The following is a 15,545-nucleotide window of genomic DNA, read 5'->3' on the forward strand; positions in this document are numbered from 1 at the left end:
TGGCTGTGGCAGGAAAGGCTTAATTGTAAAATATAAATTTTTAAAAAAGGCCTTTTCTGCATCCAGGAAAGGCCTTTTTAATTCCGGGGTAATTCTATTAAAACGATATAGATAATATGATAAATACTCTTACTTCCTGTTGTTGTATGTGTTGTTGCGCCGCGAAAGATGGGCTAGTATAAGCTATTGCATTTTGTAAAGTAAATAGTTTTACGCTGGGCCTTTCTCTAAGTAAGAAAAGGCCTTTTTAGTTTTAAGTTGTATAAAAGAAATTAAAGAAATAGAACATGTTAAGTTTTCGGACAGAATTCGAGAATCCGTTGGTTTCAAAAGAAATAATTGATCTCGACAAAAAAATACGCCAATTCCGGGGAGGTCAGCTGCCTGACGAGAAATTCCGGAGTTTACGTTTAACCCGCGGTATTTATGGCCAGCGTCAGCCTGGTGTACAAATGGTACGCATTAAATTGCCTTTCGGCCGGTTAACCGTGAAGCAGTTACTCAAAATTGCCGATGTATCTGATGAGTACGCGAGCAAAAACCTGCATTTAACTACCCGCCAGGATATTCAAATTCACTTTGTGAGCCTCGACCGCACTCCGGAACTTTGGTCTAAGCTAGCCGAAGATGATATTACTTTACGCGAAGCTTGCGGTAATACCGTGCGTAACGTAACCGCTTCCCCTGACGCTGGTATCGACCCGAACGAACCATTTGATGTATCGCCTTATGCTTACGAAACATTCCGGTATTTTGTGCGAAATCCTATCTGCCAGGATATGGGCCGGAAATTTAAAATTGGCTTCTCCGCTTCGGAAGCGGATACGGCCATGGCCTATATGCACGACGTAGGATTCGTGCCTAAAATTAAAACGGAGGACGGCGAAGAAGTACGCGGTTTCCGGGTAGTATTGGGCGGTGGTTTAGGAGCGCAGCCTATGTTAGCGAAACTAGGTTACGAATTTTTACCCGAAGACCAGGTTATTCCGTTGATCGAAGCTGTTGTTCGGGTATTTGACCGCCACGGCGAACGCACTAGCCGCAATAAAGCTCGGCTGAAATACTTAATTGCTAAAATTGGTTTTGAGGCTTTCATGGACTTAGTAGCGCAGGAACGTACGGCTATTAAAAGCAAGTCGTACGTTATCGATCGCAGCTCCGTTCCCCAACCAGAACCGGCTCCTGCCCGGGAAATTCCAGCCGTAGAAATTTTAAATCAGAATCATTACGAGGCCTGGCTGAAAACCAACGTTGTAGAGCAAAAGCAAAAAGGTTTTTATTCGGTGAGAACCCGGGTGTTAATGGGTGATATTAAAACCGATATTGCCCGTAAAATAGCGGCCTTAGTCCAAGATTTTGCGGCGGATGATATCCGGGTAACGGCTAATCAAGGTTTGTTATTTAAATACATTCGTCCGGAAGCTTTACCTTATTTCTTCCAGGAGTTAAATAAATTAGGTTTAGCCAAACCTGGTTTTGACAGTACCGCCGATATTACTACTTGCCCCGGTACCGATACCTGTAACCTAGGTATCACTAATAGTATGGGTATTGCCGAAGTATTGGAAAATATGATTGCCGAAGAGTTTCCGGATTTAGTTTACAACCACGACATTAAAATTAAAATTAGTGGTTGCATGAACTCCTGCGGACAGCACAGTTTAGCTAATATTGGGTTCCACGGTAGTTCTATTAAGCACGGCAACGCCGTAGTTCCGGCTTTACAGGTAATGCTGGGCGGCGGTACGTTAGGCAACGGCGAAGGCCGTGTGGGCGACCGGGTAATAAAAGTACCTACCAAACGTGGTCCGCATGTTTTGCGCTTCCTGTTCAACGATTTTGAAACCAACGCGTACGACGGCGAATATTTTAATTCGTATTACGACCGTCAGGGTAAAAATTATTTCTACCAACTACTAAAACCGTTAGCCGATTTAAGCACTATGGCGCCCGACGATTATAAAGATTGGGGCCACGTAGAAGAATATGCCACCGCTATTGGCGTAGGAGAATGCGCCGGCGTAATGATTGATTTAGTAGCTACTCTATTGTATGAGGTAGAAGAAAAACTGGAATGGTCCGTGGAAGCCTTAAAGAATGGTATGTACGCCGATTCTATTTACCATAGCTACAGCATTTTTGTGGGTACGGCCAAAGCCCTTTTATTAAGCAAAGGAATTGCCTGCAACACCCAAATTGGTATTATTAACGATTTTGATACGCACTTTGTAGCAAACGGCACTTTTAGCTTCGCGCCGGATTTTAAAACGCACGTGTTGCAAATCAACCAGAACGAACCAAGTCCGGAATTTGCCCTGCAATTTTTAACCGAAGCCGACGGCTTCTTAACGGCGGCTAAAAAATACCGCGGCGAAGAGGTAAACCGGCCGGAAGTATTGACTGAGTTGCTGAATGTTTGATATTTTTGTCTGAATCGCAGGTATCCACAGATTAAAGGATTACGCCGATTTTTACCGGAACTTTGTATTTACTTGATTAACTTTATTCTCTGGATTTACTAAAAGATTCCGATTGAGAATAAAAAAATCCTTTTGTGTAAAACAAATTATTAGAAAAATTTGCAAAATCTGTGGATATCTACGAGCCTGACAAATTAAATCTGTGATGCCAACAAAATCGGCGTAATCCTTTAATTCGCGTAAATCTGCGATTCTGATAATAAAAATATTCGTGTTGACTGAACCTAAACCATTAACTGCTACCGACCAGGAGAATTATCTGTTTCCGGTTTTTCTGAAACTGCACGAACTGCATACCTTAATTGTAGGCGGCGGCTTGGTGGGGGAAGAAAAAATATCGGCGGTACTCCGTAACAGTCCGGAAGCTAAAGTTACGCTGGTAGCAACGCAAATTTTGCCGCAAATAAAGGAATTGGCCGAGCAGCACCCCTACGTAATCTTACTGGAAAGGCCTTACTTGGTGACGGATTTAGAAGGAAAAGACCTGGTAATAGTAGCTACCGACGATAAAGCACTGAACCGCCAGATTAAACAAGAAGCAAAAGCTAGAAAGTTACTGGCCAACGTAGCGGATACCCCCGATGAATGCGATTTTTACCTGAGCTCCATTGTGCAGAAAGGTAATTTAAAAATTGCTATCTCTACCAACGGAAAATCGCCCACGGTAGCTAAACGGGTAAAAGAAGTACTAAACGAAACTTTCCCCGTTGAACTTGAAGCGGTGCTGGTCAACTTGCAGCAGATCCGGAATAGCTTAAAAGGTGATTTCGCCGAAAAAGTAAAACAACTCAATAATATAACGTCGGTTCTAGTAGAAAAACCGAACACTTCGGAGGGGGTAACTCCCGCTGAACTGCCTAAACATGCTCCAATTCCTTTAATCCCGCACATTAAACATTCTTGGCGTTACCGGTTAATTGTGGCCTTTGCTTGCTTAGGTCTAATGATTTCCGGTCACTTGCTGTTCAGCCTTTTACCAATGGATACCATTGGTGTGTATGCTCGTCAGGCGGCCCAACAGGTTGATTCCAAAATTCTGTGGTTTATGTTGGCAGGTTTTGTGGCCCAGATGATTGATGGGGCTTTAGGGATGGCGTACGGCGTAAGTGCTTCAACTTTTCTGTTAACGGTAGGTGTGCCACCAGCCTTTGCCAGTGCCAGCGTACATGCTTCCGAAATATTTACCAGCGGTGTATCCGGATTGATGCACCTGCGGTTCCGAAACGTAAATAGTAAATTATTTAAAAACCTGCTCCTCCCCGGAGTAATTGGGGCTATTTTAGGCGCTTATGTACTTTCTTCGGCCGAGAATTACGTGTTTATTATTAAACCTTTGGTGGCTTTATACACTTTATTCCTGGGAGGTGTGATCATTAAAAAAGCCCTAAAGAAAACTACCCGGCGAAAACCCATCCGGAAACTAGGAATACTTGCCACTGCCGGTGGCTTCCTGGATTCAGTGGGAGGTGGCGGTTGGGGACCAATTGTATCATCCTCGCTTATAGCCAGTGGCCGTAGTCCTTTGTACACCATTGGCTCCGTAAACCTAGCAGAATTTTTCGTTTCTCTGGCCAGTTCCCTTACTTTTATCACTCTCCTTGGCTTTAATCATTGGCAGGTAGTCGCCGGATTAGTATTGGGTGGCGTAGTAGCTGCTCCTATTGCGGCTGTTCTAGCGCGTAAACTCCCGATAAAAACCATGATGATCTTAGTAGGATTAATTGTGATCATCGTAAGTTTGCGCAACATTATCACAATGCTTTTTTAAGCACCTAAATACCGCTAAATGAATGTTGGACTTGCTGGAAGGAAAATTAAATACTGCTGCCTCAAGCCCCATTAATTATTTTAAATTTTAACTCAGAAAATACTTAGCGGTATAGCTTAAAAGTTTCCTTCTGAATGACAACAGAGAATAAAAGTTAAACTGATGAAAGCATTTTCCAAATAAATTGAAGTAGCTAACCTTTTAACTTTTCAACCTCTAACTTGCAACCTGCAACTTGTAACCGATATTAAACCCGTGAAAGATAACGAAACCAAAGTAATACGCACCCATCCGAATCGCAGCGAATTTCGGGAACATTCAACGCCGCTTTACCTGACATCCAGCTTTACTTTCGAGACGGCCGAGCAAGGGCGTGCTTTGTTTGCGGATGAACTGGAAGGCAATATTTATTCCCGCTTTTCGAACCCGAATACGTCTGAATTTATTGATAAGATGTGCTTGTTAGAAGGCGCCGAAGATGGTTTTGCCTTTGCTACGGGTATGTCGGCGGTGTTCTCCGGGTTTGGTGCCATTCTGCAATCCGGCGATCATATTCTGGCCTCCCGGTCGGTATTTGGTTCGTCGCATCAATTGCTTACCAAAATCTTGTCTAAGTGGGGGATTACGCATACCTACGCCGATGCGGCCCGACCAGAAGAATGGGAAGCTCTCATTCAGCCGAATACTAAATTGATTTTTATCGAAACGCCTTCTAATCCGCAGTTAGAACTTATTGATCTGGAATGGCTCGGTAATTTAAAAAAGAAACATAATTTAATTCTGAGCGTCGATAATTGTTTCGCCACCCCTTACCTGCAAACGCCAATAGAATACGGCGCCGATTTGATTATTCATTCGGCTACTAAATTTATCGATGGCCAGGGTAGAGTTTTAGGAGGAGTAATTGTAGGACGGCAAGATTTAATCGACGAAATTCGGTTTTTTGCCCGGCATACGGGACCAGCTTTATCGCCGTTTAACGCCTGGGTTCTAAGCAAAAGCCTTGAAACTTTACCCGTCCGGATGGATCGGCACTGCCAAAGCGCTTTAACTTTAGCGCAATTTTTAGATAATCATTCTGAATTGGAGAGTGTTCTGTATCCGTTTTTACCCTCGCACCCGCAGTACGAATTGGCAAAAAAACAAATGAAGCAAGGGGGCGGCATCGTTACTTTCGTGGTAAAAGGCGGTTATGCCCGGGCGCATCAATTTATGGATGCTTTGCAAATTGCTTCTAAAACGGCAAATCTGGGCGATACCCGCACTACCGTTACCCACCCAGCTTCTACTACCCATTCTAAGCTAACCGATGCGGAACGCGCGGCCGTAGGTATTTCCGATGGACTTATCCGGATTTCGGTAGGATTAGAAAACGTGAACGATTTGATTGCGGATATTGATCAGGCTTTAGCCGCTACTCAGGCATGAAAAAATTGCTTTATTATTTAGCGGATGTTTTCACGGATGAGGTATTCGGGGGTAACCAGCTGGCTGTTTTCCCGGTTGGTGAGGAGGTACCGGAACATTTAATGCAACGTATTGCGAAAGAACTAAATCTTTCGGAAACAACTTTTGTACTGCCTCCGGTGAATCCGGCGAACGATATAAAATTACGTATTTTCACGCCGGGTAAAGAACTACCCATGGCTGGTCACCCGACTATTGGTACAGCTTACGTATTACTGCAACAAAAATTATTATTGGCAGAAGGTCGTAATCAGGTAATTTTTGAAGAAGGGGTGGGGAATATTCCGGTAACATTTAAACAAGATGGCCAGGACTTAGGCCTTATTACCATGTCGCAGCCGTTACCGGAATTTGGCCAGACAGTTACGGATAAGCAGGTTTTAGCCGATTTACTTTCGGTTGAGGCGGAAGATATTGCAACGGAATTGCCCGCCCAAGTAGTTTCGTGTGGAGTACCATTTTTTTATGTATTCTTAAAGAATTTGGCAGCGGTTAAAAAGGCCCGTTTACGCACCGAAGTATTGGAGCATCAACTCAACTATATTGGTACCGAAAGCGTTTTTCTATTTTCCCGCGAAACCGAGCAAGCCGAGCATTCTGTACACGGTCGCATGTTTGCGCCTGCTTTTGGTATTCCGGAAGATCCGGCTACGGGTAGTGCTTGTGGTCCTTTAGGCTGTTATCTGGTGCATTACGGCTTAACTCCCGTTGAAACAGATACTACCGAAACAAAAATTATCTGTGAACAAGGCTTTGAAATGGGGCGACCGAGTTTATTGTATATTACCATCGGGCACGAGAACAATAGTATTACCGGGGTAAAAGTAGGCGGTAAAAGTGTTTTGGTAGGAGAAGGCTATTTTTATTTATAAGAAAAAGTTACGTAAATTAGAAAAGGCAGTCGTACGACTGCTTTTTTTGTTTATTCTCTGATTTCCACGCTTTGTTCTTATTATCAGAGATTGATCTCTCATTGCCTTACAAGAGATACTTGATTTTATTCCGCTGAATTTCAGTTCATTTTAAGCTTTCCTCCCGCCAAATTTTCATCCTTACCGAATTATTTACAATCAGTTACAAGTAATAGGTTCTGCTAGCTGAACTAACCGTATAATTTCTGTTCGAGTAAACTATCCCGGATTCTACCTTAGAATAAAAGAAGGGATTTAGTAAAAAATTTAAATTTCTCTTTATTTCCCCGCAATATAACTTTGCTTGTTTTCGTACTATTTTGTGTATTCATCTAGTTTCATCCAAGCTTTAAAATTTATTTCTTTTTGCATTATTTCGTTCCTATATTTTCCTGCTGTTTTATGCCGCCCAAAATATTAGACGGCTATCTTGATATTAATTCACATTATTTCTGTAAATTATCTTCACTAAATAGAATCTGCTTACGGGGTAAAATATAATTACCCCTTTTAACCAAATCAGGATTTTTATGCATCAAAATAATTACCCGAAAAAAGTACGACGATTAAAAGTTATATTTTTACTAAGTGCTACATTAGGCTACTCCTCCATATCGGTTCCAACAGTTGCCCGCGAGCGCATCCTTACCATTTGGGAAGTTCCTGTAAGTGGTACGGTAAAAGTGCAGGGCACCAACGGTACCGAAAATGGGGCCGGGGTAACGGTTGTAGAACGAGGCACCAGTAACGGTACTACCACCGATGCCAACGGTAGTTTTAAATTAACCGTGAAAGACAATACCTCGGTTTTGGTATTTTCGATGGTTGGCTATAAAAGTCAGGAAATTCTGGTAGCTAGCCGCACCTCTTTTAACATTACCTTATCCGAAGATGTTAGTACTTTAAACGAAGTGGTAGTTACGGGTTACCAAACTATCGACCGCAAGCTATTTACCGGTTCCGCTGCTCTGCTTAAAGCGGATGATTCGAAACGGGAAGGAGTGAACGATGTAAGCCGGATGCTGGAAGGTAGAGTAGCGGGAGTATCGGTGCAGAACGTATCGGGTACGTTTGGGGCCGCGCCTAAAATCCGGGTGCGGGGCGCTACTTCCATTACCGGCGAAAACAAACCGCTGTGGGTGGTAGACGGCATTCCGTTGGAAGATATTGTAAACGTATCGAATGAGCAATTATCTACCGGCGATCCTTCTACTTTGATTGGTTCCTCGGTGGCGGGCCTGAACCCCAATGACATTGAAAGTTTTCAGATTCTGAAAGATGCCTCAGCTACCGCCTTGTACGGCGCCCGCGCCATGAACGGCGTTATTGTAATTACAACTAAAAAAGGTAAAATCGGCAAACCTATTATTTCGTACACCGGCAACTTTACTACTTATCTGAAGCCTACTTACAATAATTTTAACATCATGAACTCCGCCGACCAGATGTCGGTGTACACGGAGTTAGAGCGTAAAGGCTGGCTGAACCATTCGGATGCCTCGCGGCGGCAAGACGGGGGCGTATTTACCAAAATGTACGACGAAATCAACCGCTTCGACCCGGCAACTGGCCAGTTTGGATTACAAAATACCCCGGAAGCCCGTGCCGCGTTTTTAGAACCTTATGCCCGCGCGAATACCGATTGGTTTGATATTTTATTCCGCAATTCGTTCATGCAGGAGCATTCTCTAAGCGTATCATCCGGCACCGAAAAATCCCAGTTTTATATTTCTACCAGTTATTTACAAGACAACGGCTGGACCGTAGCCGACGAGGTAAAACGCTTTACCGGTAACGTACGTGCTAATTTCAACGTGTCGGATAAGATTTCGTTTGGGTTGATCACCCAAGGATCCATCCGCGACCAACAGGCACCCGGTACCATTGGTCGGGTAAGTAACGCCGTAAGTGGACAGTACGATCGTGATTTTGATATCAATCCTTACAGCTATGCCCTGAACACTAGCCGGACACTTCGGGCTTACGATGCAAACGGAAACCGGGAGTATTTCCGCCGCAACTTTGCTCCGTTTAATATTCTCGACGAACTCGAAAACAACACCCTGGATATTTCTTTACTGGACTTAAAACTGCAAGGCGAATTTTCTTATAAAATCCTGCCTAATCTAAAATATAGCTTTTTAGGCGCGCTGCGGTACGCCAGAACGGGTCAGGAGCATAAAGTCCGGGAGAATTCGAACATGGCGAATGCTTACCGGGCCGCCGGTGATGCGACTATTCGCCAAAATAATAAATTTTTGTACCGCGACCCGGACAATCCCGAAGCAGAACCGGTGGTAGTGTTGCCTTACGGCGGATTTTATAACACCAACGACGATAACCTGGTTAATTACAACTTCCGAAACCAGTTAGAATGGGATAAAACTTTTAACGAAATACATACGATACGCCTGTTTACTTCGCAGGAATTACGCTACACCGACCGGCAGAATAAAATATTTAATGGTTACGGCTACCAGTACGATAAAGGCGGCGTTCCCTACGTAGATTATCGCCTGATAAAGCAAAATGTAGAAGGTAATTTTAATTATTACGGCATGACCATGCGCTACGAACGTTTTCTGGCGTTTATGGCCAACGGAGCGTACTCGTTTAAAGGTAAATATAATCTGAACGGCACCGTTCGTTACGATGGTTCCAATTTACTCGGCCAGGCCCGTACGGCTCGCTGGTTACCCACCTGGAATGTAAGCGGCTCCTGGAACGTGGATACGGAAGGCTTTATGCAGGCTTTTTTAAATAAAGTAAACCGGCTCACTTTACGCGCTACCTATGGTCTAACCGCCAGCATGGGAAATGCGACGAACTCCAGCTTAGTTTTAGAAAACATCAGCACCCGCCGGCCTTATTTATCGGAAGTAGAATCGGCTATTGGCATTCAGTACTTAGAAAATTCTGAGCTAACCTGGGAAAAGCAATACGAAACCAATGTGGGCATGGACATTGGCTTGTTTAACGAGCGGGTATCGGTAACCATAGATGCTTACAAACGTAACGGTTTCGACCTGATCGGTAGCATCCGGACTTCGGGCATTGGCGGGGAAGAATACAAAGTAGCCAACTACGCCGATATGGAGTCGAAAGGTCTGGAATTAACGCTGGGCAGTAATATTGTAAACGAACAAGATTATGGCTTCCGCACGCAACTTACCGGGGCTTATAACAAAGGCAAAATTACCGAGCTTAAAAATGATCCGGATATTTGGTCGTTAGTAGGTCCGAATGGGGGCTCTCTACAGGGCTATCCGTACCGTGGCTTGTTTTCCATCGATTTCCAGGGACTCAATCCTAACAATGGCTCGCCCATTTTTATTAACGAAGATGGCGAAAAGAGCGGCGACGTGTACCTGCAAAGCGATAAGATTGAGCACTTAAAATACGAAGGTTCCGTCGATCCTATTGTTACGGGTGGGTGGTTTAATTCGTTCCGGTATAAAAATTTCTCGTTATCGGCTTTGGTAACTTTTAGTGCCGGTAACGTAATCCGGCTGAATCCGGCCTTTAAATCAAGTTACACCGATTTGGATGCTATGCCTAAAGAGTTTTTAAACCGCTGGACTTTACCCGGTGACGAAAACACAACTACTATTCCTTCTATTTTAGATCGCATTGAAGAATCGCAGTTAACGGGTTATCCCTACAACAACTACAACTATTCTACTGCCCGGGTAGCCGATGGTGATTTTGCCCGCCTGAAACAAGCTACCCTGACTTATAATTTACCGGCGGCTCGCTTGAGTGGGATAGGCTTTAATACCGTTTCGCTGAGTTTAGTAGCTAATAATATCTGGCTGATTTACGCCGATAAAAAGTTGAATGGCCAGGATCCGGAATTTTTTGGCGCCGGTGGGGTAGCCACTCCAATTCCCCGCCAGTTTACTTTATCGCTGAAAGCCGGTTTTTAGTGAGTTAGAAAGTTAAAAGATTGGAAAGTTAAAAAGTTAATCAATAATCATAGAAAACTTCCTCCTAAGTTTAAGGAGAATGAAGGGTAGTTGGTTTTAATGCTGCTAACTACTTCTGATTAAAATTTAAACCATGAAGAATAAAATAAAATACATTTTACTAGGTAGCATCTGGCTGATTTCCGGGTGTCAGGATGATTATCTGGAACAGGCCGTGGACCAGCGTACCCAGTTAAATACCGTTGAAAAAGTTAGTGAGTTATTGGTTACTGCCTACCCCCAAGCCGATTATGCTACTTTTACCGAAGCAATGTCCGATCTGGCGGAAGATAAAGGTCCCAATTCGGTTGTCATTGAAGATGTTAATCGCGACCCGTATTTCTTCCGCGATGTAGAGAGTAAAGCGCAGGGCTCGGCGGACAATTACTGGAATGCCAGTTATGCTGCTATTGCCGCCGCTAATCACGCCCTGGAAGTTATTACCAATGCTCCTAACCCCAATGATTACAGCGCCCAAAAAGGCGAAGCTTTGGTAGCCCGGGCCTACGCTCATTTTATGCTGGTAACCCTCTACTCCAAAGTGTATGATCCGGCCACTGCTGCCACCGATCCGGGCATTCCCTACGTAACTACTCCGGAAAAAGTAGTATTAGGTAAATACGAGCGTAAAACCGTAGCGTACGTGTACGAGCAGATTGAAAAAGATTTAACCGAGGGAATACCTTTAATTGTAAATACGACTTATCGGGTTCCTAAATACCACTTTAATACCGCTGCCGCGCACGCGTTTGCCGCCCGTTTTTACTTATTTAAGCAAGATTATCAAAAAGTAGTGGAGCATGCCAACCAGGTATTTCCAGGCGGAAATTTTGGTGCCAATTTACGACCCTGGGTAAATGTTTACAGCACTTTAACCGCGAACGAAGGTTTGGCAATTTACACGCAAGCCACCGAAAATGCGAACTTGCTTTTAGTAGAAACTCCTTCCAACTGGGCTCGTAATAACGCCCGCTATCGTTATGGATTATCTACGAACCTGGTTAACCAGCTTTTCCGGCAAGCGAATGTAACCGGCGACACTTGGGTTTATCCGTTATACACGCAGGGTGCCGACAATTGGCTAGTTCTTAAATTCCGGGAGCATTTTGTTCGCACGGATTTAAACGCTACTACCGGAGTTCCTTATACCATTTTTCCGCTGTTTACCGCCGAAGAAGTGTTATTTAACCGGGCCGAAGCCAATCTGGCTCTGGGGAACATTGAAGCAACCCGTACGGACTTAAATTTGTACGCCAGCGCCCGAATTGCAGATTATAACCGCGCTACGCATAATATCAGCAATGCCAAAATCGCAAACTACTATGGCACCGGTTCTAACGTAAGATTAGGCATGCTTTTTACCATCTTAGATTTTAAAGCCGCCGAGTTTGTGCAGGAAGGAATGCGGTGGTTTGATTTATTACGGCATAAAATTCCGGTAACCCATTATACCGTAGATGGTCAGGTAATTCAACTAGGCGCGGATGACCCGCATCGTTTACTCCAATTACCCCAAGAAGTAACGCTGGCGGGCGTAGAGCGCAATCCCCGATAAAGAAAGAATACCGATTATTATACCATGAAAACAAATTACGTTAAATTATTCCTGTTATTTTTTGCGATTAGCTTCTTACCGGCCTGCTCCGAAGAAGATGAACCGGATGCTGTACTAACAGGATTAGGTGGCGAAACCTGGACCAAAGGACCATTGGATAATTGGCTCCTCGAAAATTTTGTAACTCCTTACAACATTGAAGTAAAATACCGCTTCGACCGATACGAACTTGCCTTAAATAAAGCACTAACGCCACCGCAGGAAGATAAAATTATTCCAACGATGGAAACGATTAAAAAAACTTGGATCATGCCTTACGAGCAAGTAGCGGGCCCTAACTTTATAAAACGACTATCTCCTAAACAATTTGTACTAGTAGGTAGCCCCGAGTATAATACCAATGGTACGATAACCTTGGGTACCGCTGAAGGCGGCCGGAAGATCGTATTGTACCTGATTAATTATTTCGATAAAGCGAATAAACCGGTAGTAAAAGAAATGCTGCACACTATTCACCACGAATTTGGTCATATTCTGCACCAGAACATTTTGTACCCGGAAGAATTTAAACGTATCACTACCAGTTACACGGCCAGCTGGAATGATTTTAGTTTAGCGGATGCCCGTTCCCGGGGGTATATTACTGAGTACGCCCGCAGCAACCCCGACGATGATTTTGTAGAAACTTTATCTTTGATGCTGATAGAAGGCCGAACTAATTTTAATACCATTGTTAACAGTATTGTAGTAACTGATCCTAACGATCCTACCAAATCCATCCCGAATGCTGCGGCTCAGGCCGCTTTACGCCAAAAAGAACAAGTAATTGTTCGTTATTTTAAAGAAGCCTGGAATATTGACTTTTACACTTTACAAGCCAGTGCCGAAACGGCTATTAACTCTTTGTAATCATTCAGCTATAATGCCTCGTGCTATCCGCTGCTACCGTAACATCTACATGAAAAAAATATACTTCCTGAGCCTGGTATTATTTACGCTGCTCTCGGCCTGCCAGAAAGACGAAAATGACCCAGCTCCCGGCCAACGCCCGGACGAACGCCTGGCGAAAGCCCTCGCCGATTATAAAGCCCAATTAACCGGAGCGCCCTATGGCTGGAAAGCCATGTTAACCACGGGCGAAGACCGGAAATACAGCTTTTTTCTAAAATTTAACGAGAACGACCGGGTAAGCATGTCCGCGGACGTTAGTTCCAGTTCAGCGGGTGTACCAACCGAAAGCACCTACCGCTTAAAAGGGATGCAGCAACCCGCTTTAATTTTCGATACCTACTCGCCGTTGCATCTTCTGGCCGACCCCGATCCGGAAGTACTATTTAATTTAAATGGGCAAGAAGGCACCGAAGGGCAAGGCATGTTTTCGGATTTTGAATTTACGATTGACTCCGTAAATACTTCTGCTATTCGGTTAACCGGTAATTTGCAACAAAGCCAAATGATACTGGTGCAAGCTACGCAGGAGGAATTTAACGCTTATAACGCGGGTAAACTTAAAACCATTCTCGACGAAACTTCTGCTTACTCTAAAGCCAATCCTTTTCTCTTCCTGCCTGCACCTAACGGCAACAAATTGCAAGTGGATATTAATGCCACCAACCGAACATTTTCGCTGGTGTCTCTGGAGAATGGCAACGTGCAAATAATTTCTACTACGTTTACCTATACCCTCCGCGGATTATTGTTTGATCCACCGCTGGTACTAAACGGCACGACCATTTCCGAACTTTTATGGGACAGCGCCCAGCAAGTATATTACGCCGAAATTAATGGTAACCGGGTAGTAGTGCAGTCTTCGCCCACGGCTATTATTCCGTTGCATAATTTTGTAGGCGTTACTTTTAATACAGTAGCCGTGCCACCGCAAGCGCTTCCGGGCTGGTCGCCGGATTTCACGAGCAAGCAACAACAAATAGCTACCGCTTTACTAAACAGCAATTATAATTTACGATTAGATTATATGTTGTTTTTATTTAATCCGCAGAGCCGGTCTATGCAATTGTACGCAGCGGTGTACCAAGGCAATAACTTGTTCTATGCTATTTTCCCATATACGTACACTAAAACTGCCGATGGAGTCTATAAATTCAGTGCGCAAACGCCTAATGGGAACGGTCAGTTGGTTGTTCAAGAGATGAGTCCGATTTTAACCCATTTAAACAACGATCGTTTTGTTTTGGATTATTTCCAAGATCCCAATGAAGGTACTTTAGGCCAAATGAAGAGCATAGAAAATCCGGATTTTTATTTTACCGGAACTTTAGAAACGTTACAGTAGAAATAAAGAGGCCTTATAGTTAATTATAAGGCCTCTTTATTTCTACTGCTGCTATAATCAGAGTGTTAACTAAAACCAGATAAGATCGTAAGCATAGTTGATTTAAAATTATAAACTGCCTAATTGCTACTAAAAACACCTGGTGTTAAGAATACCCTCTCATTTAAATTTATACTTTTGCCTGTGGCAAAACGTTTTTCTACTAGTCATCTTAAAAAATTAAACCTGTTATGGATAAAAGAACTTTTCTTAAATCGGCTGCTATGCTTGGGTTAGCCGGGCTGGTGAAACCATTGAATATACTGGCTAAACCCGTGGCCGATACCTTCACCTTACCTAAATTGCCTTACGAGTTTGGGGCGCTGGAACCACACATCGATAAGCAAACCATGGAAATACATTATACCAAGCACCACCAAGCTTATGTAACCAACTTAAACAAAGCCGTAACTGGTACGGCACTTGCCTCCCTGAAACTGGAAGATATGCTGAAAGATATTAGCAAGCATCCGGTAGCCGTGCGGAATAATGGAGGAGGTCATTGGAACCATACTTTTTTCTGGAATATTTTATCCGCCCAAGGAGGCAAACCTACCGGTAAATTAGCCGCTGCTATTACTAGTGAATTAGGAGGCTTAGATAAATTTAAAACCGATTTTGCCCAAGCGGCCACTACCCGGTTTGGTTCTGGCTGGGCCTGGTTAATTGTTGATCCGGCGGGTAAACTGGCAATTACTTCTACTCCCAATCAGGATAATCCTTTAATGGATGTAGCCGAGAAAAAAGGCACTCCTATTATTGGCTTGGATGTGTGGGAACACGCTTACTACTTAAAATATCAAAACCGGCGGCCGGAATATATTGCTGCCTTCTGGAATGTATTAAATTGGGCAGGAGCCGAAAAAAATTACCTAGCCGCTTTGCAGAAATAATTAATTTAACAACGTAAAACAGCTTCTGGTAAAGACGGTATTTACCTCTTCACCAGAAGCTGTTTTTATTAAAGTAAAAAGCGATTAGTTCTTTCATCCGAGTGAAAGTATTTCTTGTACGGTTACCTACTTTAGCCAGAATAATATTGCCAAACCATTCTACGGTTCATCGTT

General features: G+C 43.6%; 9 protein-coding genes. All 9 read left to right on the top strand.

Translation table 11 applies throughout. The annotated features are described in order from the left end of the window. Positions 1 to 287 precede the first annotated feature (287 nt). The 9 genes from AHMF7605_RS17755 (at position 288) to AHMF7605_RS17795 (ending at position 15,371) form a co-directional block, all read left to right on the top strand. Positions 288 to 2,420: a nitrite reductase gene (locus AHMF7605_RS17755; RefSeq protein WP_106931396.1), complete on the top strand. Its 2,133-nt coding sequence runs from the start codon at positions 288 to 290 to the stop codon at positions 2,418 to 2,420. Positions 2,421 to 2,694: 274 nt separating this feature from the next. Next, positions 2,695 to 4,248, top strand: a complete 1,554-nt coding sequence (locus AHMF7605_RS31130) for a TSUP family transporter (RefSeq protein WP_394336206.1) — start codon at positions 2,695 to 2,697, stop codon at positions 4,246 to 4,248. 255 nt (positions 4,249 to 4,503) lie between these two features. Further along, positions 4,504 to 5,676 carry an O-succinylhomoserine sulfhydrylase gene (locus AHMF7605_RS17765; protein WP_106931398.1) on the top strand — a complete coding sequence of 391 codons (1,173 nt, stop codon included), beginning with the start codon at positions 4,504 to 4,506 and terminating at the stop codon, positions 5,674 to 5,676. Then, on the top strand, positions 5,673 to 6,587 hold the full coding sequence (locus AHMF7605_RS17770; protein WP_106931399.1) for a PhzF family phenazine biosynthesis protein: 915 nt from the start codon (positions 5,673 to 5,675) through the stop codon (positions 6,585 to 6,587). The genes AHMF7605_RS17765 and AHMF7605_RS17770 overlap by 4 nt, the downstream gene beginning before the upstream one ends. Positions 6,588 to 7,156: 569 nt before the next feature. Beyond that, positions 7,157 to 10,552: a SusC/RagA family TonB-linked outer membrane protein gene (locus tag AHMF7605_RS17775; protein ID WP_106931400.1), complete on the top strand. Its 3,396-nt coding sequence runs from the start codon at positions 7,157 to 7,159 to the stop codon at positions 10,550 to 10,552. 133 nt (positions 10,553 to 10,685) lie between these two features. Further along, the gene (locus tag AHMF7605_RS17780; protein WP_106931401.1) at positions 10,686 to 12,146 is read left to right on the top strand and encodes a RagB/SusD family nutrient uptake outer membrane protein; all 1,461 of its coding nucleotides are present in this window, start codon (positions 10,686 to 10,688) and stop codon (positions 12,144 to 12,146) included. Positions 12,147 to 12,170: 24 nt separating this feature from the next. Beyond that, positions 12,171 to 13,055 (top strand): zinc-binding metallopeptidase, encoded by an 885-nt coding sequence (locus tag AHMF7605_RS17785; protein ID WP_106931402.1) that lies wholly within the window; start codon positions 12,171 to 12,173, stop codon positions 13,053 to 13,055. 49 nt (positions 13,056 to 13,104) lie between these two features. After that, a complete protein-coding gene (locus tag AHMF7605_RS17790; RefSeq protein ID WP_158267551.1) occupies positions 13,105 to 14,439 on the top strand; it encodes a DUF4302 domain-containing protein in 1,335 nt (444 codons plus the stop codon). A 230-nt stretch (positions 14,440 to 14,669) separates the two neighbouring features. Then, on the top strand, positions 14,670 to 15,371 hold the full coding sequence (locus AHMF7605_RS17795) for a superoxide dismutase (RefSeq protein WP_106931404.1): 702 nt from the start codon (positions 14,670 to 14,672) through the stop codon (positions 15,369 to 15,371). Positions 15,372 to 15,545: the final 174 nt, after the last annotated feature.

This window comes from Adhaeribacter arboris (assembly GCF_003023845.1).
Lineage (GTDB): Bacteria > Bacteroidota > Bacteroidia > Cytophagales > Hymenobacteraceae > Adhaeribacter > Adhaeribacter arboris.

What these genes read in the sequence shown, in the direction of transcription:
- AHMF7605_RS17755 (WP_106931396.1), top strand. Translation starts at nt 288, where the DNA reads ATGTTAAGTTTTCGGACAGAATTCGAGAATCCGTTGGTTTCAAAAGAA.
- AHMF7605_RS17770 (WP_106931399.1), top strand. Translation starts at nt 5,673, where the DNA reads ATGAAAAAATTGCTTTATTATTTAGCGGATGTTTTCACGGATGAGGTA.
- AHMF7605_RS17775 (WP_106931400.1), top strand. Translation starts at nt 7,157, where the DNA reads ATGCATCAAAATAATTACCCGAAAAAAGTACGACGATTAAAAGTTATA.
- AHMF7605_RS17780 (WP_106931401.1), top strand. Translation starts at nt 10,686, where the DNA reads ATGAAGAATAAAATAAAATACATTTTACTAGGTAGCATCTGGCTGATT.
- AHMF7605_RS17785 (WP_106931402.1), top strand. Translation starts at nt 12,171, where the DNA reads ATGAAAACAAATTACGTTAAATTATTCCTGTTATTTTTTGCGATTAGC.
- AHMF7605_RS17790 (WP_158267551.1), top strand. Translation starts at nt 13,105, where the DNA reads ATGAAAAAAATATACTTCCTGAGCCTGGTATTATTTACGCTGCTCTCG.
- AHMF7605_RS17795 (WP_106931404.1), top strand. Translation starts at nt 14,670, where the DNA reads ATGGATAAAAGAACTTTTCTTAAATCGGCTGCTATGCTTGGGTTAGCC.